This is a genomic window from Streptococcus infantis (assembly GCF_964243025.1).
GTDB classification, from domain to species: Bacteria; Bacillota; Bacilli; order Lactobacillales; family Streptococcaceae; genus Streptococcus; species Streptococcus infantis_N.
In genome coordinates this window covers 19,643-39,949 of record NZ_CAXTDJ010000006.1, presented here as the reverse complement: position 1 = coordinate 39,949, position 20,307 = coordinate 19,643, and the positions used below count along the sequence as shown (strand labels likewise).

35 protein-coding genes are annotated in these 20,307 nt (G+C 40.6%); all 35 read left to right on the top strand.

Going from position 1 to position 20,307, the window contains the following annotated elements; genetic code table 11:
• Positions 1-47 precede the first annotated feature (47 nt).
• Positions 48-182, top strand: coding sequence for a hypothetical protein (locus ACESNQ_RS07500; protein ID WP_373075944.1), 135 nt, complete (start codon positions 48-50; stop codon positions 180-182).
• 44 nt (positions 183-226) lie between these two features.
• The gene (locus tag ACESNQ_RS07495; protein WP_373075943.1) at positions 227-1,780 is read left to right on the top strand and encodes a damage-inducible protein CinA; all 1,554 of its coding nucleotides are present in this window, start codon (positions 227-229) and stop codon (positions 1,778-1,780) included.
• A gap of 125 nt (positions 1,781-1,905) precedes the next feature.
• Positions 1,906-4,113: an anaerobic ribonucleoside-triphosphate reductase gene (gene nrdD / locus ACESNQ_RS07490; protein WP_373076005.1), complete on the top strand. Its 2,208-nt coding sequence runs from the start codon at positions 1,906-1,908 to the stop codon at positions 4,111-4,113.
• 11 nt (positions 4,114-4,124) lie between these two features.
• A complete protein-coding gene (locus tag ACESNQ_RS07485) occupies positions 4,125-4,265 on the top strand; it encodes a hypothetical protein (protein WP_101770863.1) in 141 nt (46 codons plus the stop codon).
• Positions 4,266-4,303: 38 nt separating this feature from the next.
• The gene (locus ACESNQ_RS07480; RefSeq protein WP_373075942.1) at positions 4,304-4,804 is read left to right on the top strand and encodes a GNAT family N-acetyltransferase; all 501 of its coding nucleotides are present in this window, start codon (positions 4,304-4,306) and stop codon (positions 4,802-4,804) included.
• A 5-nt stretch (positions 4,805-4,809) separates the two neighbouring features.
• Complete coding sequence (nrdG, locus tag ACESNQ_RS07475; protein WP_373075941.1) at positions 4,810-5,406, top strand: anaerobic ribonucleoside-triphosphate reductase activating protein; 597 nt, start codon at positions 4,810-4,812, stop codon at positions 5,404-5,406.
• Positions 5,407-5,705: 299 nt separating this feature from the next.
• Positions 5,706-6,014 carry a 30S ribosomal protein S10 gene (gene rpsJ, locus ACESNQ_RS07470; RefSeq protein ID WP_001284511.1) on the top strand — a complete coding sequence of 103 codons (309 nt, stop codon included), beginning with the start codon at positions 5,706-5,708 and terminating at the stop codon, positions 6,012-6,014.
• 82 nt (positions 6,015-6,096) lie between these two features.
• Positions 6,097-6,723, top strand: coding sequence for a 50S ribosomal protein L3 (rplC, locus tag ACESNQ_RS07465; RefSeq protein WP_004251088.1), 627 nt, complete (start codon positions 6,097-6,099; stop codon positions 6,721-6,723).
• A 24-nt stretch (positions 6,724-6,747) separates the two neighbouring features.
• On the top strand, positions 6,748-7,371 hold the full coding sequence (rplD, locus tag ACESNQ_RS07460; RefSeq protein WP_000024549.1) for a 50S ribosomal protein L4: 624 nt from the start codon (positions 6,748-6,750) through the stop codon (positions 7,369-7,371).
• The gene (locus ACESNQ_RS07455) at positions 7,371-7,667 is read left to right on the top strand and encodes a 50S ribosomal protein L23 (RefSeq protein WP_001055347.1); all 297 of its coding nucleotides are present in this window, start codon (positions 7,371-7,373) and stop codon (positions 7,665-7,667) included. Before rplD ends, ACESNQ_RS07455 begins: the two co-directional genes overlap by 1 nt.
• Positions 7,668-7,684: 17 nt before the next feature.
• Complete coding sequence (rplB, locus tag ACESNQ_RS07450) at positions 7,685-8,518, top strand: 50S ribosomal protein L2 (RefSeq protein ID WP_373075940.1); 834 nt, start codon at positions 7,685-7,687, stop codon at positions 8,516-8,518.
• Between the two features lie 102 nt (positions 8,519-8,620).
• A complete protein-coding gene (gene rpsS / locus ACESNQ_RS07445; protein WP_000533766.1) occupies positions 8,621-8,902 on the top strand; it encodes a 30S ribosomal protein S19 in 282 nt (93 codons plus the stop codon).
• 11 nt (positions 8,903-8,913) lie between these two features.
• The gene (gene rplV, locus ACESNQ_RS07440; RefSeq protein ID WP_000818137.1) at positions 8,914-9,258 is read left to right on the top strand and encodes a 50S ribosomal protein L22; all 345 of its coding nucleotides are present in this window, start codon (positions 8,914-8,916) and stop codon (positions 9,256-9,258) included.
• A gap of 12 nt (positions 9,259-9,270) precedes the next feature.
• The gene (gene rpsC, locus ACESNQ_RS07435) at positions 9,271-9,924 is read left to right on the top strand and encodes a 30S ribosomal protein S3 (RefSeq protein ID WP_000529936.1); all 654 of its coding nucleotides are present in this window, start codon (positions 9,271-9,273) and stop codon (positions 9,922-9,924) included.
• Between the two features lie 3 nt (positions 9,925-9,927).
• The gene (gene rplP, locus ACESNQ_RS07430; RefSeq protein ID WP_000960948.1) at positions 9,928-10,341 is read left to right on the top strand and encodes a 50S ribosomal protein L16; all 414 of its coding nucleotides are present in this window, start codon (positions 9,928-9,930) and stop codon (positions 10,339-10,341) included.
• Between the two features lie 9 nt (positions 10,342-10,350).
• Entirely contained in the window at positions 10,351-10,557 is a 207-nt protein-coding gene (gene rpmC, locus ACESNQ_RS07425; RefSeq protein ID WP_000772918.1) for a 50S ribosomal protein L29, read from the top strand.
• Positions 10,558-10,581: 24 nt separating this feature from the next.
• The gene (gene rpsQ / locus ACESNQ_RS07420) at positions 10,582-10,842 is read left to right on the top strand and encodes a 30S ribosomal protein S17 (protein ID WP_000440801.1); all 261 of its coding nucleotides are present in this window, start codon (positions 10,582-10,584) and stop codon (positions 10,840-10,842) included.
• Positions 10,843-10,867: 25 nt separating this feature from the next.
• Positions 10,868-11,236 carry a 50S ribosomal protein L14 gene (gene rplN / locus ACESNQ_RS07415; RefSeq protein ID WP_000616547.1) on the top strand — a complete coding sequence of 123 codons (369 nt, stop codon included), beginning with the start codon at positions 10,868-10,870 and terminating at the stop codon, positions 11,234-11,236.
• A gap of 72 nt (positions 11,237-11,308) precedes the next feature.
• A complete protein-coding gene (gene rplX / locus ACESNQ_RS07410; RefSeq protein ID WP_000497691.1) occupies positions 11,309-11,614 on the top strand; it encodes a 50S ribosomal protein L24 in 306 nt (101 codons plus the stop codon).
• A 23-nt stretch (positions 11,615-11,637) separates the two neighbouring features.
• The gene (rplE, locus tag ACESNQ_RS07405; protein ID WP_000013542.1) at positions 11,638-12,180 is read left to right on the top strand and encodes a 50S ribosomal protein L5; all 543 of its coding nucleotides are present in this window, start codon (positions 11,638-11,640) and stop codon (positions 12,178-12,180) included.
• 17 nt (positions 12,181-12,197) lie between these two features.
• Positions 12,198-12,383 (top strand): type Z 30S ribosomal protein S14, encoded by a 186-nt coding sequence (locus ACESNQ_RS07400; RefSeq protein WP_001085699.1) that lies wholly within the window; start codon positions 12,198-12,200, stop codon positions 12,381-12,383.
• Positions 12,384-12,594: 211 nt separating this feature from the next.
• Positions 12,595-12,993, top strand: a complete 399-nt coding sequence (rpsH, locus tag ACESNQ_RS07395) for a 30S ribosomal protein S8 (RefSeq protein WP_004251095.1) — start codon at positions 12,595-12,597, stop codon at positions 12,991-12,993.
• Between the two features lie 187 nt (positions 12,994-13,180).
• Positions 13,181-13,717 (top strand): 50S ribosomal protein L6, encoded by a 537-nt coding sequence (gene rplF / locus ACESNQ_RS07390; RefSeq protein WP_368910478.1) that lies wholly within the window; start codon positions 13,181-13,183, stop codon positions 13,715-13,717.
• Between the two features lie 83 nt (positions 13,718-13,800).
• Complete coding sequence (gene rplR, locus ACESNQ_RS07385; protein WP_004251098.1) at positions 13,801-14,157, top strand: 50S ribosomal protein L18; 357 nt, start codon at positions 13,801-13,803, stop codon at positions 14,155-14,157.
• A gap of 17 nt (positions 14,158-14,174) precedes the next feature.
• A complete protein-coding gene (gene rpsE, locus ACESNQ_RS07380) occupies positions 14,175-14,669 on the top strand; it encodes a 30S ribosomal protein S5 (RefSeq protein WP_004251100.1) in 495 nt (164 codons plus the stop codon).
• A gap of 13 nt (positions 14,670-14,682) precedes the next feature.
• Complete coding sequence (gene rpmD / locus ACESNQ_RS07375) at positions 14,683-14,865, top strand: 50S ribosomal protein L30 (RefSeq protein WP_000057241.1); 183 nt, start codon at positions 14,683-14,685, stop codon at positions 14,863-14,865.
• 145 nt (positions 14,866-15,010) lie between these two features.
• Complete coding sequence (gene rplO / locus ACESNQ_RS07370) at positions 15,011-15,451, top strand: 50S ribosomal protein L15 (protein ID WP_373075939.1); 441 nt, start codon at positions 15,011-15,013, stop codon at positions 15,449-15,451.
• A gap of 12 nt (positions 15,452-15,463) precedes the next feature.
• Positions 15,464-16,774 carry a preprotein translocase subunit SecY gene (secY, locus tag ACESNQ_RS07365; RefSeq protein ID WP_373075938.1) on the top strand — a complete coding sequence of 437 codons (1,311 nt, stop codon included), beginning with the start codon at positions 15,464-15,466 and terminating at the stop codon, positions 16,772-16,774.
• Between the two features lie 155 nt (positions 16,775-16,929).
• Positions 16,930-17,568, top strand: a complete 639-nt coding sequence (locus tag ACESNQ_RS07360) for an adenylate kinase (RefSeq protein WP_373075937.1) — start codon at positions 16,930-16,932, stop codon at positions 17,566-17,568.
• Positions 17,569-17,685: 117 nt separating this feature from the next.
• Entirely contained in the window at positions 17,686-17,904 is a 219-nt protein-coding gene (gene infA / locus ACESNQ_RS07355) for a translation initiation factor IF-1 (RefSeq protein WP_001029883.1), read from the top strand.
• A gap of 24 nt (positions 17,905-17,928) precedes the next feature.
• Positions 17,929-18,045, top strand: coding sequence for a 50S ribosomal protein L36 (rpmJ, locus tag ACESNQ_RS07350; RefSeq protein ID WP_001808836.1), 117 nt, complete (start codon positions 17,929-17,931; stop codon positions 18,043-18,045).
• Between the two features lie 17 nt (positions 18,046-18,062).
• Entirely contained in the window at positions 18,063-18,428 is a 366-nt protein-coding gene (rpsM, locus tag ACESNQ_RS07345) for a 30S ribosomal protein S13 (protein ID WP_004251117.1), read from the top strand.
• 17 nt (positions 18,429-18,445) lie between these two features.
• Positions 18,446-18,829, top strand: a complete 384-nt coding sequence (gene rpsK / locus ACESNQ_RS07340; RefSeq protein WP_001118385.1) for a 30S ribosomal protein S11 — start codon at positions 18,446-18,448, stop codon at positions 18,827-18,829.
• 43 nt (positions 18,830-18,872) lie between these two features.
• A complete protein-coding gene (locus ACESNQ_RS07335) occupies positions 18,873-19,808 on the top strand; it encodes a DNA-directed RNA polymerase subunit alpha (RefSeq protein WP_004251121.1) in 936 nt (311 codons plus the stop codon).
• Positions 19,809-19,819: 11 nt separating this feature from the next.
• Complete coding sequence (gene rplQ, locus ACESNQ_RS07330; RefSeq protein WP_004251124.1) at positions 19,820-20,206, top strand: 50S ribosomal protein L17; 387 nt, start codon at positions 19,820-19,822, stop codon at positions 20,204-20,206.
• Positions 20,207-20,307: the final 101 nt, after the last annotated feature.

Below are 20,307 nucleotides of genomic sequence, written 5' to 3'. Positions count from 1 at the left end.
TTAATTTTTTCTTCATTTTTCGAATTAAGAGAAAAGGAGAAATGACTATGCTGACAGTAGAAGAAAAAAATTTTTTAGACCGCTATAAAAGAGTTTCATATCATCGTTTTTATGAGACTGAACGCTTTGTTACCTTGTCTGCAAAGTGGAGCGAACGTCCGCCAAAGGCTGACAAGAATTAGACTTTTTGATATACTAGAACAAATTAAAATATAGGAGAGAGCGAATGAACGTATATGGCAGATTAGAAGACGAACCAACTCCAACTTGGATGGGAAGTCAGGATGCTCCAGTAGAAAATGAGGAGCAACTCGAGGTTGAAACTCGTCAGCCTGCCCGCTTACCATTTTTGAATATCCTCTTTTTGAGTACTATAGTGGTGCTTGTGTCCGTAATTTTACCCTTCTTCTTAGGGTTAATAAGTCCGGAGCAGTCTCAGGATTTTTATATTGGATGGGCTATGCATCAGAGCGGAGCTATCTACACAGATTATTTTGGAACTAGTGGTCTCCTCTATTACTTTTTACAGTATTTAACCAAGGGCAGTATTTTATTTGCCGTCTTTAATTGGTTGGCCTTAGTAGGTGCGGGATTCTTTCTTTTCCGTTCGGCTTACAATCTAACGGAACAAAACAAGCAATCGCAACAAGTGTTGACGGTCTTTTATGTCCTGGCTAGTGCTCTTAGTTTTGGTGGGGGCTATGCAACTATTCTAGCCCTCCCATTCTTGTTCTATGCCTTGAGTTTAGTAACAGCTTATTTGGCAGAATCAAGCCTTGACAAAGGATTTATCCGGATTGGAGCTAGCTTGGCTCTAGCATTTTTCTTTGCGCCCTTGGTCACAGCTTTGTATGGATTTGTTTTGTTTTTTGCTCTAACAGTATTTAATGTTGGTCGCAATAAGTTGAATCATGGCCTCTATCAATTTTTTGCAGCGGGCCTTGGTTTTTCAATCTTCTTTTATCCAATTGGATACTACACAGCTTATAAAGGCAGTTTCGGAAATGCCATTAGTCAAATCCTTTATCCATTAGATAGTTTAAACTTTACGTCTAACTCGGGATTACTCGACAATATCCTCTTTTATGGATTGTTAGCAATTGCTCTTGGAGCATTGACGCTAGCATTTACAGGTCTCTTCCAATCTAAACCATTGAAACAGTCAGTCTTATCAATCTCTGCTTCAATGGCTGTCATTTTGGTATTGATTTTAGAGATTTTTTCTACAGATCTTATCAATGGTAGTCGTATGATTGAGTTCCTTCCTTTCTTATCGCTTCTTTTGCTGACACGAATTCCTACAGAGAAGCCAGAAGGAGCGAATCGTCGTAGAAGATCTAGAGAAGAAACTTCGGTATGGGGAGCTTTTGTAAAAGGAAATGTCTATCTACCAATTTTAGCTCTTGCTTACCTATTCTTAGCACCTGTAGTATCACGATATTTACTTCATGCAGAACAATATCAAGAACGTACAGCCATCGAAACTAAGGTAAAAGGGGAAACTCAAGCTACAGATCGTATCTATGTTTGGGACAATCTGACAAGTAGTTATAAGGCTAGTGAACGTTTAGCTGCGAGTCAGTTGCTTTCGCCTAGGTTGCATACAGGACTTGGTGAAAATCGTACCAGACTTATTAATGATCTGAGAGATAATCAACCAAAGATGATTGTAGTGAATACAAAAACAAGTCTATGGACAGAAGTTGAGCAACTCTTAGCTGAAAATTATCAAGCGGTTCAAAGTGAATTCAAAGATTTTAAACTCTATAAATTAAAATAAAAACTATCAATATCTTGTGTAATTTTAAAAAAATTTTATTTTTTGACACAAGATATTGATTTTTATTTTTTTAGTGATATAATACTTTTTAGAATCAATATTATATTTAAGAAAAGGGTATGGATATGATTGTATTGGAAGAGAAGGCTGTCCCTGATCCGACTTTATTCGTCGAAAAGCGTGACGGCAGACGTGTAATTTTTGAAGTAGACAAGATTGACAAAGCGCTTCATAAGGCTGCTGAAAAGGTTATGGATGTAACCCCTTTGGTTGAAAAACGACTTAGTACCTTAGTTGAACGTATCGTCGAAGAGATTCATAGCCGTTTCCCACAAGGTGTAAAAATCTATGAAATCCAAAATATCGTAGAACACGAATTGTTGGAAGCAAAAGAATACGCCTTGGCTGAGGAGTATATCACCTATCGGACTCAAAGGGATTTTGAGCGCTCAAAAGCGACAGATATCAACTTTAGTATTCATAAACTTCTCAATAAAGATCAGGCGGTTGTCAATGAAAATGCCAATAAGGATAGTGATGTTTTTAATACCCAGCGTGATTTGACGGCAGGGATTGTTGGGAAATCCATCGGACTTCAAATGCTTCCTAAACATGTGGCTAATGCCCATCAAAAAGGGGATATCCACTATCATGATTTGGACTACAGTCCCTATACCCCTATGACCAACTGCTGTTTGATTGATTTCAAGGGCATGTTGGAAAATGGTTTTAAGATTGGAAATGCTGAGGTAGAGAGTCCCAAGTCTATCCAAACTGCGACAGCACAGATTTCACAAATCATCGCCAACGTTGCATCAAGTCAGTATGGAGGCTGTTCAGCAGACCGTATTGATGAAGTTTTGGCTCCTTATGCAGAGAAAAATTACCAAAAGCATCTCAAGGATGCGGAGGAATGGGTTCTGCCTGACAAGCGCCAAGAATATGCCTGGAAGAAAACCCAAAAAGACATCTACGATGCCATGCAATCTCTAGAGTACGAGATTAATACCCTCTTTACATCAAATGGACAAACGCCATTTACCTCTCTTGGTTTCGGTCTAGGAACCAGTCGTTTTGAACGTGAAATTCAAAAGGCAATCCTGAACATTCGTATCAAGGGGCTTGGTTCAGAACACCGTACAGCCATCTTTCCTAAACTCATCTTTACTCTTAAAAGAGGTCTTAACTTAGAGGAAGGCTCTCCTAACTACGACATCAAGCAGTTGGCTCTTGAGTGTGCAACTAAGCGCATGTACCCGGATGTCTTGTCTTATGATAAGATTGTCGAGTTGACTGGTTCTTTCAAAGTTCCGATGGGATGTCGTTCATTCCTTCAAGGATGGAAGGATGAAAATGGAGTAGAAGTCAATTCGGGCCGTATGAACCTAGGAGTTGTGACGGTCAATCTTCCTCGTATCGCTCTTGAGTCTGAAGGCGACCTGAACAAGTTTTGGGAAATCTTCAACGAGCGCATGAACATCGCGGAAGATGCCTTGGTTTACCGTGTGGAAAGAACCAAGGAAGCCACTCCAGCTAATGCACCAATTCTTTATCAATATGGAGCCTTCGGACGTCGTCTTGGAAAAGAAGAAAGTGTTGATCAACTCTTTAAGAATCGTCGTGCAACTATTTCTCTGGGCTATATTGGCTTGTACGAGGTAGCGACAGTTTTCTTTGGTAATCATTGGGAAAATAATCCAGAAGCCAAAGAGTTCACCCTTGATATTATTCGCGATATGAAACGTCGAGTAGAAGAATGGTCTGACCAATATGGTTACCATTTCTCTATCTATTCAACGCCGTCTGAAAGTTTGACAGACCGCTTCTGTCGTTTGGATACGGAGAAATTCGGCTCTATTCCAGATATTACAGATAAAGAATACTACACAAATTCCTTCCATTATGATGTCCGCAAAAATCCAACTCCTTTTGAAAAACTAGATTTTGAAAAGGTTTATCCAGAAGCAGGTGCATCTGGTGGCTTTATCCACTACTGCGAGTACCCAGTTCTCCAACAAAATCCAAAGGCTTTGGAAGCTGTGTGGGACTATGCATATGACCGTGTAGGTTATCTCGGAACTAATACTCCTATTGACCGCTGTTACAAGTGTGATTTTGAAGGAGATTTTGAACCTACTGAGAGAGGATTTGCTTGTCCTAACTGTGGAAATAATGATCCTAAAACAGTAGATGTTGTTAAACGAACTTGTGGTTATTTAGGGAATCCTCAAGCACGTCCGATGGTTAATGGACGCCACAAGGAAATTGCTGCGCGTGTCAAACATATGAACGGTTCTACTATCAAAACAGCAGGACATGAAGTAAGAAATTAGAAAGAGATAGCATGGGAAAATACCAATTAGACGATAAGGGCAAGGCCCAGGTTCAACGATTCCACGAGAAACATTCAAAGGGTGGAGTCAATAAAAAAGACCGAGTAGCTAGCCTTAGAGAACAATTTTTAAATAAGAATAAGAAAAAGTGAGAGTTCCCTCTCGCTTTTCTCTTAGCGGGGAGGGGAATATGGAACTACGCAGACCGACATTGGCAGATAAAGAAACAGTTTTAGAGATGATGGCAGAGTTTGAAAAGAGCCAATCAGCCCACGATGGCGGATTCTGGGATGCTGAGAATTTTGTTTATGAAGAGTGGTTAGAAAGTAATCAGGATCAGGAAATGGGGATTGATCTGCCTGAAGGGTGGGTGCCTGCTATTCAATTAGTCGCTTTTGCAAAAGATGGACAAGCCGTAGGGTTCCTCAATCTGAGATTGCGTCTTAGTGACTATTTGCTGGAGGTAGGAGGCCACATTGGCTACTCCATTCGTCCATCTGAAAGAGGCAAGGGCTACGCCAAAGAGGCCCTCCGACAAGGTCTACAAGTTGCTAAGGGAAAGAATATTAAACGAGCTCTGCTGACTTGTAGCACAGAAAATCCAGTAAGCCGAGCTGTTATTTTAGCTAACGGTGGTGTTTATGAGGATGTTCGAAACGGAACGGAGCGCTATTGGATAGACTTGGAGTAGAAAGCATGACATGGAATACACCAAAACCAGGCGAGTGGAAAAGTGAAGAACTCAGTCAGGGGCGCATCATTGACTATAAGGCTTTTAACTTTGTCGATGGAGAGGGAGTGCGCAACTCCCTTTACGTAGCAGGTTGTATGTTTCACTGTGAGGGCTGTTACAACGTAGCGACCTGGTCCTTTAATGCAGGCATACCTTATACCCCAGAGTTGGAAGAGCAAATCATAGCAGACCTAGCCCAACCCTATGTTCAAGGCTTGACTTTATTAGGAGGAGAACCCTTCCTAAATACAGGAATCCTCTTGCCTCTCGTGAAACGTATACGGAAAGAATTGCCAGAAAAAGATATTTGGTCTTGGACGGGATATACATGGGAAGAGATGATGTTGGAGACACCAGATAAGCTAGAACTCTTGTCACTGATTGATATTCTTGTCGATGGACGGTATGATAAAAGCAAGCGTAATCTCATGCTTCAATTCCGTGGCTCTTCCAATCAACGAATTATCGATGTACAAAAATCACTAAAAGAAGGCAAAGTCATCATCTGGGATAAATTGAATGACGGGAAAGAAAGTTACGAGCAAGTGAAGAGAGAATGAAAAAACAATTGCAGAAACTGTATCTATTATATAGAAGAAAAAATAAAAATTAGCTCTTCATTTATGCTTTTTTGAGATAAGGAGCGATAAGAAAACAGTTTCATTCGAAAAATTAAAAAAATCCTGTCAAATCCCTTGCAATCGCAGGGGCTTTGTGTTATTCTATTATGGTGCTGTAAATTACAGCCTTAGCTTTGATGCAAGAGGTTGCGACACGCTCGGTTGCATTGCCACGCAACGCGCGTCGGTTTTCTTGTGGAGCTAGCCTATTATCTTAAATAGACGAAAAGGAGAAAAAGATGGCAAACAAAAAAATCCGTATCCGTTTGAAAGCTTACGAACACCGTACGCTTGACACAGCGGCTGCTAAAATCGTAGAATCAGCTACTCGCACAGGTGCAGAAGTTGCAGGTCCAATCCCACTTCCAACTGAACGTAGCCTCTACACAATTATTCGTGCGACTCACAAATATAAAGACTCTCGCGAACAATTCGAAATGCGTACACACAAACGTTTGATCGATATCATCAACCCAACTCAAAAAACAGTTGACGCTTTGATGAAATTGGATCTTCCAAGTGGTGTAAACGTAGAAATCAAACTTTAATCGAAAGTTTGAAACCTTGAGCATAAAAAACGCTCGTTAAAAACTTTTTGAATAAAAAATATAGAAAAGGAACTATTTTCTCATGACAAAAGGAATCTTAGGGAAAAAAGTGGGAATGACTCAAATCTTCACTGAAGCTGGCGAATTGATCCCTGTAACAGTTATCGAAGCAACTCCAAACGTTGTTCTTCAAGTTAAAACTGTTGAAACAGATGGTTACAACGCTATCCAAGTTGGTTTCGATGACAAACGCGAAGTATTGAGCAACAAACCTGCTAAAGGACATGTAGCAAAAGCTAACACGGCTCCTAAGCGCTTCATTCGTGAATTCAAAAACGTTGAAGGCTTGGAAGTTGGTGCTGAAATCACAGTTGAAACTTTCGCAGCTGGAGACATTGTTGATGTAACTGGTACATCTAAAGGTAAAGGTTTCCAAGGTGTTATCAAACGCCACGGACAATCACGTGGACCTATGGCTCACGGTTCTCGTTACCACCGTCGTCCAGGTTCTATGGGACCTGTTGCACCTAACCGCGTATTCAAAGGTAAAAACCTTGCAGGACGTATGGGTGGCGACCGTGTAACAATTCAAAACCTTGAAGTTGTACAAGTTGTTCCAGAAAAGAACGTTATCCTTATCAAAGGTAACGTACCAGGTGCTAAGAAATCTCTTATCACTATCAAGTCAGCAGTTAAAGCTGGTAAATAATAAGGAAAGGGGAATACAGTCAAAATGGCAAATGTAACATTATTCGACCAAACTGGTAAACAAGCGGGCGAAGTTGTTCTTAACGATGCAATCTTTGGTATCGAACCAAACCAATCTGTTGTGTTTGATGTGATCATCAGCCAACGTGCTAGCCTTCGTCAAGGAACTCACGCAGTTAAAAACCGCTCAGCTGTTTCAGGTGGCGGACGCAAACCATGGCGTCAAAAAGGAACTGGACGTGCTCGTCAAGGTTCTATCCGCTCTCCACAATGGCGTGGTGGTGGAATCGTCTTCGGACCAACTCCACGTAGCTATGCGTACAAACTTCCTCAAAAAGTTCGTCGCCTTGCGCTTAAATCTGTTTACTCAGAAAAAGTTGCTGAAAACAAATTTGTAGCCGTTGATTCTCTTGAATTTACAGCTCCAAAAACTGCTGAATTTGCAAAAGTTCTTGCAGCTTTGAGCATCGATTCTAAAGTCCTTGTTATTCTTGAAGAAGGAAACGAATTCGCAGCTCTCTCAGCTCGTAACCTTCCAAACGTGAAAGTTGCGACTGCTACAACTGCAAGTGTTCTTGACATCGCAAATAGTGACAAACTTCTTGTTACTCAAGCAGCTATCTCTAAAATCGAGGAGGTTCTTGCATAATGAATTTGTATGATGTTATCAAAAAACCTGTTATCACTGAAAGCTCAATGGCTCAACTTGAAGCAGGCAAATATGTATTTGAAGTTGACACTCGTGCACACAAACTTTTGATCAAGCAAGCTGTTGAAGCTGCTTTCGAAGGTGTTAAAGTTGCAAATGTTAACACAATCAACGTAAAACCTAAAGCTAAACGTGTTGGACGTTACACTGGTTTTACTAACAAAACTAAAAAAGCTATCATCACTCTTACAGCTGATTCAAAAGCAATCGAGTTGTTTGCAGCTGAAGCTGAATAATCTAAGGAGGAAATATCGTGGGAATTCGTGTTTATAAACCAACAACAAACGGTCGCCGTAATATGACTTCTTTGGATTTCGCTGAAATCACAACAAGCATTCCTGAAAAATCATTGCTTGTTGCATTGAAGAGCAAGGCTGGTCGTAACAACAACGGTCGTATCACAGTTCGTCACCAAGGTGGTGGGCACAAACGTTTCTACCGTTTGGTTGACTTTAAACGTAACAAAGACAACGTTGAAGCAGTTGTTAAAACTATCGAGTACGATCCAAACCGTTCTGCTAACATCGCTCTTGTACACTACACTGACGGTGTGAAAGCATACATCATCGCTCCAAAAGGTCTTGAAGTAGGTCAACGTATCGTTTCAGGTCCAGAAGCAGATATCAAAGTCGGAAACGCTCTTCCACTTGCTAACATCCCAGTTGGTACTTTGATCCACAACATCGAATTGAAACCAGGTCGTGGTGGAGAATTGGTACGTGCTGCTGGAGCTTCTGCTCAAGTATTGGGTCAAGAAGGTAAATACGTTCTTGTTCGTCTTCAATCAGGTGAAGTTCGTATGATTCTTGGAACTTGTCGTGCTACAGTTGGTGTTGTCGGAAACGAACAACATGGACTTGTAAACCTTGGTAAAGCAGGACGTAGCCGTTGGAAAGGTATCCGCCCAACAGTTCGTGGTTCTGTAATGAACCCTAACGATCACCCACACGGTGGTGGTGAAGGTAAAGCACCAGTTGGTCGTAAAGCACCATCAACTCCATGGGGCAAACCTGCTCTTGGTCTTAAAACTCGTAACAAGAAAGCGAAATCTGACAAACTTATCGTTCGTCGTCGCAACGAGAAATAATTTAAAATTAGTCGCTTAAGCGCTAGATAATCCGCCAGCTCGGTAGCGCTCGTTGAGAGCGCAAGCCGCTGTGGTACTATATTTAAAGGAGAAAATATAAAAATGGGACGCAGTCTTAAAAAAGGACCTTTCGTCGATGAGCATTTGATGAAAAAAGTTGAAGCTCAAGCTAACGACGAAAAGAAAAAAGTTATCAAAACTTGGTCACGTCGTTCAACGATCTTCCCAAGTTTCATTGGTTACACTATCGCAGTTTATGATGGACGTAAACACGTACCTGTTTACATCCAAGAAGACATGGTAGGTCACAAGCTTGGTGAATTTGCACCAACTCGTACTTACAAAGGTCACGCCGCAGACGACAAGAAGACACGTAGAAAATAAGGAGAACATAAATGGCAGAAATTACTTCAGCTAAAGCAATGGCTCGCACAGTACGTGTTTCACCTCGTAAATCACGTCTTGTTCTTGACAACATCCGTGGTAAAAGCGTAGCCGATGCAATCGCAATTTTGACATTCACTCCAAACAAAGCTGCTGAAATCATCTTGAAAGTTTTGAACTCAGCTGTAGCTAACGCTGAAAACAACTTTGGTTTGGATAAAGCTAACTTGGTAGTATCTGAAGCATTCGCAAACGAAGGACCAACTATGAAACGTTTCCGTCCACGTGCGAAAGGTTCAGCTTCACCAATCAACAAACGTACAGCTCACATCACTGTAGCTGTTGCAGAAAAATAAGGAGGTAAAATCGTGGGTCAAAAAGTACATCCAATTGGTATGCGTGTCGGCATCATCCGTGATTGGGATGCCAAATGGTATGCTGAAAAAGAATACGCGGATTACCTTCATGAAGATCTTGCAATCCGTAAATTCGTTCAAAAAGAACTTGCTGACGCAGCAGTTTCAACTATTGAAATCGAACGCGCAGTAAACAAAGTTAACGTTTCACTTCACACTGCTAAACCAGGTATGGTTATCGGTAAAGGTGGTGCTAACGTTGATGCACTCCGTGCAAAACTTAACAAATTGACTGGTAAACAAGTACACATCAACATCATCGAAATCAAACAACCTGATTTGGATGCTCACCTTGTTGGTGAAGGTATTGCTCGTCAATTGGAGCAACGTGTTGCTTTCCGTCGTGCACAAAAACAAGCAATCCAACGTGCAATGCGTGCTGGAGCTAAAGGAATTAAAACTCAAGTATCAGGTCGTTTGAACGGTGCAGATATCGCCCGTGCTGAAGGATACTCTGAAGGGACTGTTCCACTTCACACACTTCGTGCAGATATCGATTACGCTTGGGAAGAAGCAGACACTACATACGGTAAACTTGGTGTTAAAGTATGGATCTACCGTGGTGAAGTTCTTCCAGCTCGTAAAAACACTAAAGGAGGTAAATAACCAATGTTAGTACCTAAACGTGTTAAACACCGTCGTGAATTCCGTGGTAAAATGCGCGGTGAAGCTAAAGGTGGGAAAGAAGTAGCATTCGGTGAATACGGTCTTCAAGCTACAACTAGCCACTGGATCACTAACCGCCAAATCGAAGCTGCTCGTATCGCCATGACTCGTTACATGAAACGTGGTGGTAAAGTTTGGATTAAAATCTTCCCACACAAATCATACACAGCTAAAGCTATCGGGGTTCGTATGGGATCTGGTAAAGGGGCACCTGAAGGCTGGGTAGCACCAGTTAAACGTGGTAAAGTAATGTTTGAAGTTGCTGGTGTATCTGAAGAGATCGCTCGCGAAGCGCTTCGTCTTGCAAGCCACAAATTGCCAGTTAAATGTAAATTCGTAAAACGTGAAGCAGAATAAGGAGAAGGCATGAAACTTAATGAAGTAAAAGAATTTGTTAAAGAACTTCGTGGTCTTTCTCAAGAAGAACTCGCGAAGCGCGAAAACGAATTGAAAAAAGAATTGTTTGAACTTCGTTTCCAAGCTGCTACTGGTCAATTAGAACAAACAGCTCGCTTGAAAGAAGTTAAAAAACAAATCGCTCGTATCAAAACAGTTCAATCTGAAGCGAAATAATAGACTAGGGAAGGAGAAATTTCAATGGAACGCAATAATCGTAAAGTTCTTGTTGGACGTGTTGTATCTGACAAAATGGACAAGACAATCACAGTTGTAGTTGAAACAAAACGTAACCACCCAGTCTATGGTAAACGTATTAACTACTCTAAAAAATACAAAGCACATGATGAAAACAATGTTGCCAAAGAAGGCGATATCGTACGTATCATGGAAACTCGCCCGCTTTCAGCTACAAAACGTTTCCGTCTTGTAGAAGTTGTTGAAGAAGCGGTAATCATCTAATCAACCCTGAAAGGAGAAAACTGAAATGATTCAAACAGAAACTCGTTTGAAAGTCGCAGACAACAGCGGTGCACGCGAAATCTTGACTATCAAAGTTCTTGGTGGTTCTAAACGTAAATTTGCGAACATCGGTGATGTTATTGTGGCATCTGTAAAACAAGCTACTCCTGGTGGTGCGGTTAAAAAAGGTGACGTTGTTAAAGCAGTTATCGTTCGTACTAAATCAGGTGCTCGTCGTGCTGATGGTTCATACATCAAATTTGACGAAAACGCAGCAGTTATCATCCGTGACGACAAAACTCCTCGCGGAACACGTATCTTTGGCCCAGTTGCACGTGAATTGCGTGAAGGTGGCTTCATGAAGATCGTGTCACTTGCTCCAGAAGTACTTTAATCAATAAAAACAAACACAGTCCCCTGGCCTAGCCAGGGTGCCCATTGGGCGTAAGAATAAAAGGAGAAAAAAATGTTTGTAAAAAAAGGCGACAAAGTTCGCGTAATCGCTGGTAAAGATAAGGGAACAGAAGCTGTTGTCCTTACTGCCCTTCCAAAAGTAAACAAAGTTATCGTTGAAGGTGTTAACATCGTTAAGAAACACCAACGTCCAACTAACGAACTTCCTCAAGGTGGTATCATCGAGAAGGAAGCAGCTATCCACGTATCAAACGTTCAAGTTTTGGATAAAAATGGTGTAGCTGGTCGTGTTGGTTACAAATTTGTAGACGGTAAAAAAGTTCGCTACAACAAAAAATCAGGCGAAGTGCTTGATTAATCACGAAGGAAAGGAGAAGTATAATGGCAAATCGTTTAAAAGAAAAATATCTTAATGAAGTAGTTCCTGCTTTGACAGAACAATTCAACTACTCATCAGTGATGGCTGTTCCTAAAGTGGATAAGATCGTTTTGAACATGGGTGTTGGTGAAGCTGTATCAAACGCTAAAAGCCTTGAAAAAGCTGCTGAAGAATTAGCACTTATCTCAGGTCAAAAACCACTTATCACTAAAGCTAAAAAATCTATCGCCGGCTTCCGTCTTCGTGAAGGTGTTGCGATCGGTGCAAAAGTTACCCTTCGTGGTGAACGTATGTACGAATTCTTGGATAAATTGGTTTCAGTATCACTTCCACGTGTACGTGACTTCCACGGTGTTCCAACAAAATCATTTGACGGACGCGGAAACTACACACTTGGTGTGAAAGAGCAATTGATCTTCCCAGAAATCAACTTTGATGACGTTGACAAAACTCGTGGTCTTGACATCGTTATCGTAACTACTGCTAACACTGACGAAGAGTCACGTGCATTGCTTACAGGCCTTGGAATGCCTTTTGCAAAATAATATAGGAGGTATAACTAATGGCTAAAAAATCTATGATTGCTAAGAACAAACGCCCAGCGAAGTTCTCTACTCAAGCATACACTCGCTGTGAACGTTGTGGACGTCCACACTCAGTTTACCGCAAGTTTAAACTTTGCCGTGTTTGCTTCCGTGAATTGGCATATAAAGGTCAAATCCCTGGTGTAACAAAAGCATCTTGGTAATAACATGATACAAAGAGCGTAATAACCCCAGCAAAAATAGGAGATTTGGTGTAGGAGCAATGTTCCAAGACAAATCTATCTTTTTTGCCCAGGTTGTAGCTCGTGTTCAAATGAGATTATCTTGTTTGAATGTGTCAATACTATCTGAGCACAGCTCAATCATTAACTAGCAAGTGCAACTTGCAAACTACTAGTAAGAGGAGAAAAATAAATGGTTATGACTGACCCAATCGCAGACTTCCTAACTCGTATTCGTAACGCTAACCAAGCAAAACACGAAGTACTTGAAGTACCTGCATCAAACATCAAAAAAGGGATTGCTGAAATCCTTAAACGCGAAGGTTTTGTTAAGAATGTAGAAATCATCGAAGATGACAAACAAGGCATCATCCGTGTATTCCTTAAATACGGAGCAAACGGTGAACGAGTTATCACTAACTTGAAACGTGTTTCTAAACCAGGACTTCGTGTCTACAAAAAACGTGAAGATCTTCCAAAAGTACTTAACGGTCTTGGAATTGCTATCCTTTCAACTTCAGAAGGTTTGCTTACTGATAAAGAAGCTCGCCAAAAGAACGTTGGTGGAGAGGTTATCGCTTACGTTTGGTAATATTTAGCTCCCAATTTCGTTGTGACTCTTCGTTATCGTCTCTTGCCTAACCCAAAGTTATGCCTGCGAGGCGATGCCTCGATTCACTTAGAAATTGAGACCTAAACATTAACTCTTAAATCAAAAAGATTTAAACCCCGTGAAAACTGGCCGTCATGGCCTGACAATTTAACAGGAGAATAAAAACATGTCACGTATTGGTAATAAAGTTATCGTGTTGCCTGCTGGTGTTGAACTCACTAACAATGACAACGTTGTAACTGTAAAAGGACCTAAAGGAGAACTTACTCGTGAGTTCTCAAAAGATATTGAAATCCGTGTGGAAGGTACTGAAGTAACTCTTCACCGTCCAAACGATTCAAAAGAAATGAAAACTATCCACGGAACTACTCGTGCCCTTTTGAACAACATGGTTGTTGGTGTTTCAGAAGGATTCAAGAAAGAACTTGAAATGCGTGGGGTTGGTTACCGTGCTCAACTCCAAGGAAACAAACTTGTTTTGGCTGTTGGTAAATCACATCCAGACGAAGTTGAGGCTCCAGCAGGAATTACTTTTGAACTTCCAAACCCAACGACTATCGTTATCAGCGGAATTTCAAAAGAAGTAGTTGGTCAAACAGCTGCTTACGTACGTAGCCTTCGTTCACCAGAACCATACAAAGGTAAAGGTATCCGTTACGTTGGCGAATATGTTCGTCTTAAAGAAGGTAAAACTGGTAAATAATGTTGAGTGGTTGATTTTCAACCACCAACCTCATTACCAACTTTGTGCATAGCACACGATTTAAAATTAAAGAGGTGAAAACTGTGATTTCTAAACCAGATAAAAACAAACTCCGCCAAAAACGCCACCGTCGCGTTCGCGGAAAACTCTCTGGAACTGCTGATCGCCCACGTTTGAACGTATTCCGTTCTAATACAGGCATCTACGCTCAAGTGATTGATGACGTAGCGGGTGTAACGCTCGCAAGTGCTTCAACTCTTGACAAAGAAGTTTCAAAAGGAACTAAAACTGAACAAGCCGTTGCTGTCGGTAAACTCGTTGCAGAACGTGCAAGTGCTAAAGGTATTTCAGAAGTGGTGTTCGACCGCGGTGGATATCTATATCACGGACGTGTGAAAGCTTTGGCTGATGCAGCTCGTGAAAACGGATTGAAATTCTAATAGGAGGACACTAGAAAATGGCATTTAAAGACAATGCAGTAGAACTTGAAGAACGCGTAGTTGCTGTTAACCGTGTTACAAAAGTTGTTAAAGGTGGACGTCGTCTTCGTTTCGCAGCTCTTGTAGTTGTTGGTGACCGCAATGGTCGTGTAGGATTTGGTACTGGTAAAGCTCAAGAAGTTCCAGAAGCAATCCGCAAAGCAGTAGAAGATGCTAAGAAAAACTTGATCGAAGTTCCTATGGTTGGAACAACAATCCCACATGAAGTTCTTTCAGAATTCGGTGGAGCTAAAGTATTGTTGAAACCAGCTGTAGAAGGTTCTGGAGTTGCCGCAGGTGGTGCAGTTCGTGCCGTTGTGGAATTGGCAGGTGTGGCAGATATTACATCTAAATCACTTGGCTCTAACACTCCAATCAACATTGTTCGTGCAACTGTTGAAGGTTTGAAACAATTGAAACGCGCTGAAGAGGTTGCTGCCCTTCGTGGTATTTCAGTTTCTGATTTGGCATAAGAAAGGGGATAAAATGGCTCAAATTAAAATTACTTTGACTAAGTCTCCAATCGGACGCATTCCATCACAACGTAAAACTGTTGTAGCACTTGGACTTGGCAAATTGAACAGCTCTGTTATTAAAGAAGATAACGCTGCTATCCGTGGTATGATCACTGCAGTATCTCACTTGGTAACAGTTGAAGAAGTAAACTAATAAAATTTTAGGGGATGTGCATAAGACAATCCCCTAAAACTAGATATAGTCATCTTAGATGACTCAGTATAGGCGAGTTGATAGGAGAGACAACCTTTTCTCTCTTATCGGCGCTAGCATTTTACAAAAGAGGAGAAAATATATAATGAAACTTCATGAATTGAAATCTGCAGAAGGTTCTCGTAAAACTCGTAACCGTGTTGGTCGTGGTACTTCATCAGGTAACGGTAAAACATCTGGTCGTGGTCAAAAAGGTCAAAAAGCTCGTAGCGGTGGCGGAGTACGCCTTGGTTTTGAAGGTGGACAAACTCCATTGTTCCGTCGTCTTCCAAAACGTGGATTTACTAACATCAACGCAAAAGAGTATGCGATTGTTAACCTTGACCAATTGAACATCTTTGAAGATGGTGCAGAAGTAACTCCAGTTGTTCTTATCGAAGCAGGAATTGTTAAAGCTGAAAAATCAGGTATCAAGATTCTTGGTAACGGTGAGTTGACTAAGAAGTTGACTGTTAAAGCTGCTAAATTCTCTAAATCAGCTGAAGAAGCTATCACTGCTAAAGGTGGTTCAGTTGAAGTCATCTAAGTGAGGTGACCTATGTTTTTTAAATTATTGAGAGAAGCACTCAAAGTTAAGCAGGTTCGATCAAAGATTTTATTCACAATTTTTATCGTATTTGTTTTTCGTATCGGTACTAGTATCACTGTACCGTGGGTAAATGCAAATAGCTTGAACGCTTTGAGTGGACTATCCTTCTTAAATATGTTGAGCTTGGTGTCAGGGAATGCCATGAAAAACTTTTCAGTTTTTGCTCTTGGAGTTAGCCCTTACATTACAGCCTCAATCGTCGTCCAACTCTTGCAAATGGATTTATTACCAAAGTTTGTGGAGTGGGGCAAACAAGGGGAAGTTGGTCGTAGAAAGTTAAACCAAGCGACTCGATACATTGCACTAGTGCTTGCATTTGTTCAATCAGTCGGTATTACTGCTGGTTTTAACGCTCTGTCTGGAGCTAAACTTTTGACTGTACCACTTACACCACAAGTTTTCCTTGTGATTGGAGGAATCTTAACAGCAGGTAGCATGATTGTAACCTGGCTGGGAGAGCAAATCACAGATAAGGGATATGGTAATGGTGTTTCAATGATTATCTTTGCAGGGATTGTTGCTTCAATTCCTGATATGGTTAAGGGCATCTACGTGGACTACTTTGTCAATGTGCCAAATAGTCGATTGACATCGTCTCTCATTTTCGTTGCCATCTTAATCATTGCTGTTTTGTTAATTGTATACTTTACAACTTACGTTGAACAAGCTAAATACAAGATTCCAATTCAGTATACAAAGGTAGCTCAAGGTGCGCCGTCAAGCTCCTATCTTCCATTGAAGATTAACCCTGCTGGGGTTATCCCAGTTATCTTTGCTAGCTCTATTACAGCAGCACCGGCAGCAATTTTACAATTCGTAAGTGCGTCTGGCCTTAATTGGGAATGGGTAAAAACAGCTCAAGAGTTGGTATCTACTTCAACCCCAACAGGTGTTGCTTTGTATGCTCTGTTGATTATTCTCTTTACATTCTTCTATACATTTGTACAGATCAATCCAGAGAAAGCAGCAGAAAATTTACAAAAGAGTGGAGCTTATATCCATGGTGTCCGTCCTGGTAAAGGGACAGAAGAATATATGTCAAAACTTCTTCGTCGTCTCGCAACAGTCGGATCAATCTTCCTAGGTGTGATTTCTATTCTACCTATTGTAGCTAAAGATTTATTTGGTCTTTCAGAAGTTGTCGCTTTTGGGGGAACAAGCTTGCTAATCATTATCTCTACAGGTATCGAAGGAATTAAACAATTGGAAGGTTATCTATTGAAACGTAAGTATGTTGGTTTCTTAGATACAACAGAATAATTGTAATAGAAAATAAAATTCACTATTGCTCAGAGAGTGGAGTGTAAAAATCAAAGACATTGTCAGATTTTTATCTCCTCTCTTCTATTTTGTTTTTAAATAGGAGTTGAAATGAATTTTTGCTTCTATTTAAATACAAAAAAGGAGTTTGAATCATGAATCTTTTGATTATGGGTTTACCTGGTGCAGGTAAAGGGACACAAGCAGCGAAAATTGTTGAACAGTTTCACGTTGCCCACATCTCAACAGGTGACATGTTCCGTGCAGCAATGGCTAACCAAACTGAAATGGGTGTATTAGCTAAGTCTTATATCGATAAAGGCGAATTGGTTCCAGATGAAGTTACAAATGGAATTGTTAAAGAACGTCTTTCTCAAGATGATATTAAAGAAACTGGTTTCTTGTTGGATGGATACCCACGTACAATTGAGCAAGCTCATGCCTTAGATGAAACATTGGCTGAACTTGGAATTAAACTTGAAGGTGTTATCAACATCGAAGTAGATCCATCTTGCCTACTTGAACGTTTGAGTGGTCGTATCATTCACCGTGAAACTGGCGAAACTTTCCATAAAGTATTCAACCCACCAGTTGATTACAAAGAGGAAGATTACTACCAACGTGAAGATGATAAACCTGAGACAGTAAAACGTCGTTTGGATGTCAATATCGCTCAAGGTGAACCAATCATTGCTCACTATCGTGCTAAAGGTCTAGTACATGATATCGAAGGCAACCAAGATATCAATGATGTCTTTAAAGATATCGAAAAGGTATTGACAAATTTGAAATAAAAGCGTTTTTCAGACTTGCAAAATGTCTTGACAAATGTTATACTGAGTTAGTCTGACTTATAATTGTTGTCTCTGTGTCTAGAGGCATCAAATCGAAATTTAGGGAGGTACTTTTGCGTGGCAAAAGACGATGTGATTGAAGTTGAAGGCAAAGTAGTCGATACGATGCCGAATGCAATGTTTACGGTTGAACTTGAAAATGGACATCAGATTTTAGCAACAGTTTCTGGTAAAATTCGTAAAAACTATATTCGTATTTTAGCGGGAGATCGTGTTACTGTAGAAATGAGTCCATATGACTTGACACGTGGACGTATCACTTACCGCTTTAAATAATCGAAAAACTTGGAGGGATAAGAAATGAAAGTAAGACCATCGGTCAAACCAATTTGCGAATACTGTAAAGTAATTCGTCGTAATGGTCGTGTTATGGTAATTTGCCCAGCAAATCCAAAACACAAACAACGTCAAGGATAAGATAGAAAGGAGAAAACATGGCTCGTATTGCTGGAGTTGATATTCCAAATGACAAACGCGTAGTTATCTCATTGACTTATGTCTATGGTATCGGACTTGCAACATCTCAAAAGATTTTGGCAGCTGCTGGAGTTTCAGAAGATATTCGTGTTCGAGACCTTACATCAGATCAAGAAGATGCTATACGTCGTGAAGTGGATGCAATTAAAGTTGAAGGTGACCTTCGTCGTGAAGTGAACTTGAACATCAAACGTTTGATGGAAATCGGTTCATACCGTGGTATCCGTCACCGTCGTGGACTTCCTGTCCGTGGACAAAACACTAAAAACAACGCTCGCACTCGTAAAGGTAAAGCTGTTGCGATTGCTGGTAAGAAAAAATAATATAGGAGGTAAAAGTCTTGGCTAAACCAACACGTAAACGTCGTGTGAAAAAGAATATCGAATCTGGTATTGCTCATATTCACGCTACATTTAATAACACTATTGTTATGATTACTGATGTGCATGGTAATGCAATCGCTTGGTCATCAGCTGGTGCTCTTGGTTTCAAAGGTTCTCGTAAATCTACACCATTTGCTGCTCAAATGGCTTCAGAAGCTGCTGCTAAATCTGCACAAGAACACGGTCTTAAATCAGTTGAAGTTACTGTAAAAGGTCCAGGTTCTGGTCGTGAGTCAGCTATTCGTGCTCTTGCTGCCGCTGGTCTTGAAGTAACAGCAATTCGTGATGTGACTCCAGTGCCACACAATGGTGCTCGTCCTCCAAAACGTCGCCGTGTATAATCATTACCTTTACACTGCTTTTCGTTTAAGAGGGAGTAACTAAATGATCGAGTTTGAAAAACCAAATATAACAAAAATTGATGAAAATAAAGATTATGGCAAGTTTGTAATCGAACCACTAGAACGTGGATACGGTACAACACTTGGTAACTCTCTTCGTCGTGTACTTCTTGCTTCTCTTCCAGGAGCGGCTGTTACATCTATCGATATCGATGGAGTATTACATGAATTTGATACAATTCCTGGTGTTCGCGAAGACGTGATGCAAATCATTCTGAACATTAAAGGTATTGCAGTTAAATCATATGTAAAAGACGAAAAGACTATTGAACTTGATGTTGAAGGTCCTGCTGAAGTGACAGCCGGAGATATTTTAACTGATAGTGATATTGAAATCGTAAATCCAGATCATTATCTTTTCACAATCGGAGAAGGTGCTTCATTTAAAGCAACTATGACTGTAAACACTGGTCGTGGTTATGTACCTGCAGATGAAAATAAAAAAGATAATGCCCCAGTTGGAACACTTGCTGTAGATTCTATTTATACACCAGTTACAAAAGTTAACTATCAAGTTGAACCTGCTCGTGTAGGAAGCAATGATGGTTTCGACAAATTAACCCTTGAAATCTTGACAAATGGAACTATTATTCCAGAAGATGCTTTAGGGCTTTCAGCACGTATTTTGACAGAACATCTTGATTTGTTTACAAATCTTACAGAGATTGCTAAATCTGCAGAAGTGATGAAAGAAGCTGATACTGAATCGGACGACCGTATTTTGGAACGTACGATTGAGGAACTTGACTTGTCTGTACGCTCATATAACTGTTTGAAACGTGCTGGTATCAATACTGTGCATGATTTGACAGAAAAATCTGAAGCAGAGATGATGAAAGTAAGAAATCTTGGACGCAAGAGTTTGGAAGAAGTGAAACTCAAACTCATTGATTTGGGTCTTGGATTAAAAGATAAATAAAGGAGGAATACATGGCTTACCGTAAACTAGGACGCACTAGCTCACAACGTAAAGCAATGCTTCGCGATTTGACAACTGACCTTTTGATCAACGAATCAATCGTGACAACTGAAGCTCGTGCTAAAGAAATCCGTAAAACTGTTGAAAAAATGATTACTCTAGGTAAACGTGGTGATTTGCATGCACGTCGTCAAGCTGCTGCTTTCGTACGTAATGAAATTGCATCTGAAAACTATGATGAAGCAACTGATAAGTACACTTCTACTACAGCACTTCAAAAATTGTTCTCAGAAATCGCACCTCGTTACGCAGACCGTAACGGTGGATACACTCGTATCCTTAAAACTGAACCACGTCGTGGTGATGCAGCGCCAATGGCGATCATCGAATTAGTATAAAATCATCAATTTTGTTGAGTGTTATGATGATGGAGCCTTGTGCTCTTAGTCTAGCTCTGGTCTACCGCTAGGACTTTTGTCCTAGCGGGAACACTCATCAT

What these genes read in the sequence shown, in the direction of transcription:
- nrdD (WP_373076005.1), top strand. Translation starts at nt 1,906, where the DNA reads ATGATTGTATTGGAAGAGAAGGCTGTCCCTGATCCGACTTTATTCGTC.
- rplP (WP_000960948.1), top strand. Translation starts at nt 9,928, where the DNA reads ATGTTAGTACCTAAACGTGTTAAACACCGTCGTGAATTCCGTGGTAAA.
- ACESNQ_RS07335 (WP_004251121.1), top strand. Translation starts at nt 18,873, where the DNA reads ATGATCGAGTTTGAAAAACCAAATATAACAAAAATTGATGAAAATAAA.
- ACESNQ_RS07400 (WP_001085699.1), top strand. Translation starts at nt 12,198, where the DNA reads ATGGCTAAAAAATCTATGATTGCTAAGAACAAACGCCCAGCGAAGTTC.
- rplV (WP_000818137.1), top strand. Translation starts at nt 8,914, where the DNA reads ATGGCAGAAATTACTTCAGCTAAAGCAATGGCTCGCACAGTACGTGTT.
- rplF (WP_368910478.1), top strand. Translation starts at nt 13,181, where the DNA reads ATGTCACGTATTGGTAATAAAGTTATCGTGTTGCCTGCTGGTGTTGAA.
- rpmJ (WP_001808836.1), top strand. Translation starts at nt 17,929, where the DNA reads ATGAAAGTAAGACCATCGGTCAAACCAATTTGCGAATACTGTAAAGTA.
- ACESNQ_RS07480 (WP_373075942.1), top strand. Translation starts at nt 4,304, where the DNA reads ATGGAACTACGCAGACCGACATTGGCAGATAAAGAAACAGTTTTAGAG.
- rpsS (WP_000533766.1), top strand. Translation starts at nt 8,621, where the DNA reads ATGGGACGCAGTCTTAAAAAAGGACCTTTCGTCGATGAGCATTTGATG.
- rpmC (WP_000772918.1), top strand. Translation starts at nt 10,351, where the DNA reads ATGAAACTTAATGAAGTAAAAGAATTTGTTAAAGAACTTCGTGGTCTT.
- rpmD (WP_000057241.1), top strand. Translation starts at nt 14,683, where the DNA reads ATGGCTCAAATTAAAATTACTTTGACTAAGTCTCCAATCGGACGCATT.
- nrdG (WP_373075941.1), top strand. Translation starts at nt 4,810, where the DNA reads ATGACATGGAATACACCAAAACCAGGCGAGTGGAAAAGTGAAGAACTC.
- secY (WP_373075938.1), top strand. Translation starts at nt 15,464, where the DNA reads ATGTTTTTTAAATTATTGAGAGAAGCACTCAAAGTTAAGCAGGTTCGA.
- rplD (WP_000024549.1), top strand. Translation starts at nt 6,748, where the DNA reads ATGGCAAATGTAACATTATTCGACCAAACTGGTAAACAAGCGGGCGAA.
- ACESNQ_RS07495 (WP_373075943.1), top strand. Translation starts at nt 227, where the DNA reads ATGAACGTATATGGCAGATTAGAAGACGAACCAACTCCAACTTGGATG.
- rpsE (WP_004251100.1), top strand. Translation starts at nt 14,175, where the DNA reads ATGGCATTTAAAGACAATGCAGTAGAACTTGAAGAACGCGTAGTTGCT.
- rplO (WP_373075939.1), top strand. Translation starts at nt 15,011, where the DNA reads ATGAAACTTCATGAATTGAAATCTGCAGAAGGTTCTCGTAAAACTCGT.
- rplE (WP_000013542.1), top strand. Translation starts at nt 11,638, where the DNA reads ATGGCAAATCGTTTAAAAGAAAAATATCTTAATGAAGTAGTTCCTGCT.
- rpsM (WP_004251117.1), top strand. Translation starts at nt 18,063, where the DNA reads ATGGCTCGTATTGCTGGAGTTGATATTCCAAATGACAAACGCGTAGTT.
- ACESNQ_RS07360 (WP_373075937.1), top strand. Translation starts at nt 16,930, where the DNA reads ATGAATCTTTTGATTATGGGTTTACCTGGTGCAGGTAAAGGGACACAA.
- rplN (WP_000616547.1), top strand. Translation starts at nt 10,868, where the DNA reads ATGATTCAAACAGAAACTCGTTTGAAAGTCGCAGACAACAGCGGTGCA.
- rpsJ (WP_001284511.1), top strand. Translation starts at nt 5,706, where the DNA reads ATGGCAAACAAAAAAATCCGTATCCGTTTGAAAGCTTACGAACACCGT.
- ACESNQ_RS07500 (WP_373075944.1), top strand. Translation starts at nt 48, where the DNA reads ATGCTGACAGTAGAAGAAAAAAATTTTTTAGACCGCTATAAAAGAGTT.
- ACESNQ_RS07485 (WP_101770863.1), top strand. Translation starts at nt 4,125, where the DNA reads ATGGGAAAATACCAATTAGACGATAAGGGCAAGGCCCAGGTTCAACGA.
- rpsQ (WP_000440801.1), top strand. Translation starts at nt 10,582, where the DNA reads ATGGAACGCAATAATCGTAAAGTTCTTGTTGGACGTGTTGTATCTGAC.
- rplC (WP_004251088.1), top strand. Translation starts at nt 6,097, where the DNA reads ATGACAAAAGGAATCTTAGGGAAAAAAGTGGGAATGACTCAAATCTTC.
- ACESNQ_RS07455 (WP_001055347.1), top strand. Translation starts at nt 7,371, where the DNA reads ATGAATTTGTATGATGTTATCAAAAAACCTGTTATCACTGAAAGCTCA.
- rplX (WP_000497691.1), top strand. Translation starts at nt 11,309, where the DNA reads ATGTTTGTAAAAAAAGGCGACAAAGTTCGCGTAATCGCTGGTAAAGAT.
- rplQ (WP_004251124.1), top strand. Translation starts at nt 19,820, where the DNA reads ATGGCTTACCGTAAACTAGGACGCACTAGCTCACAACGTAAAGCAATG.
- rpsH (WP_004251095.1), top strand. Translation starts at nt 12,595, where the DNA reads ATGGTTATGACTGACCCAATCGCAGACTTCCTAACTCGTATTCGTAAC.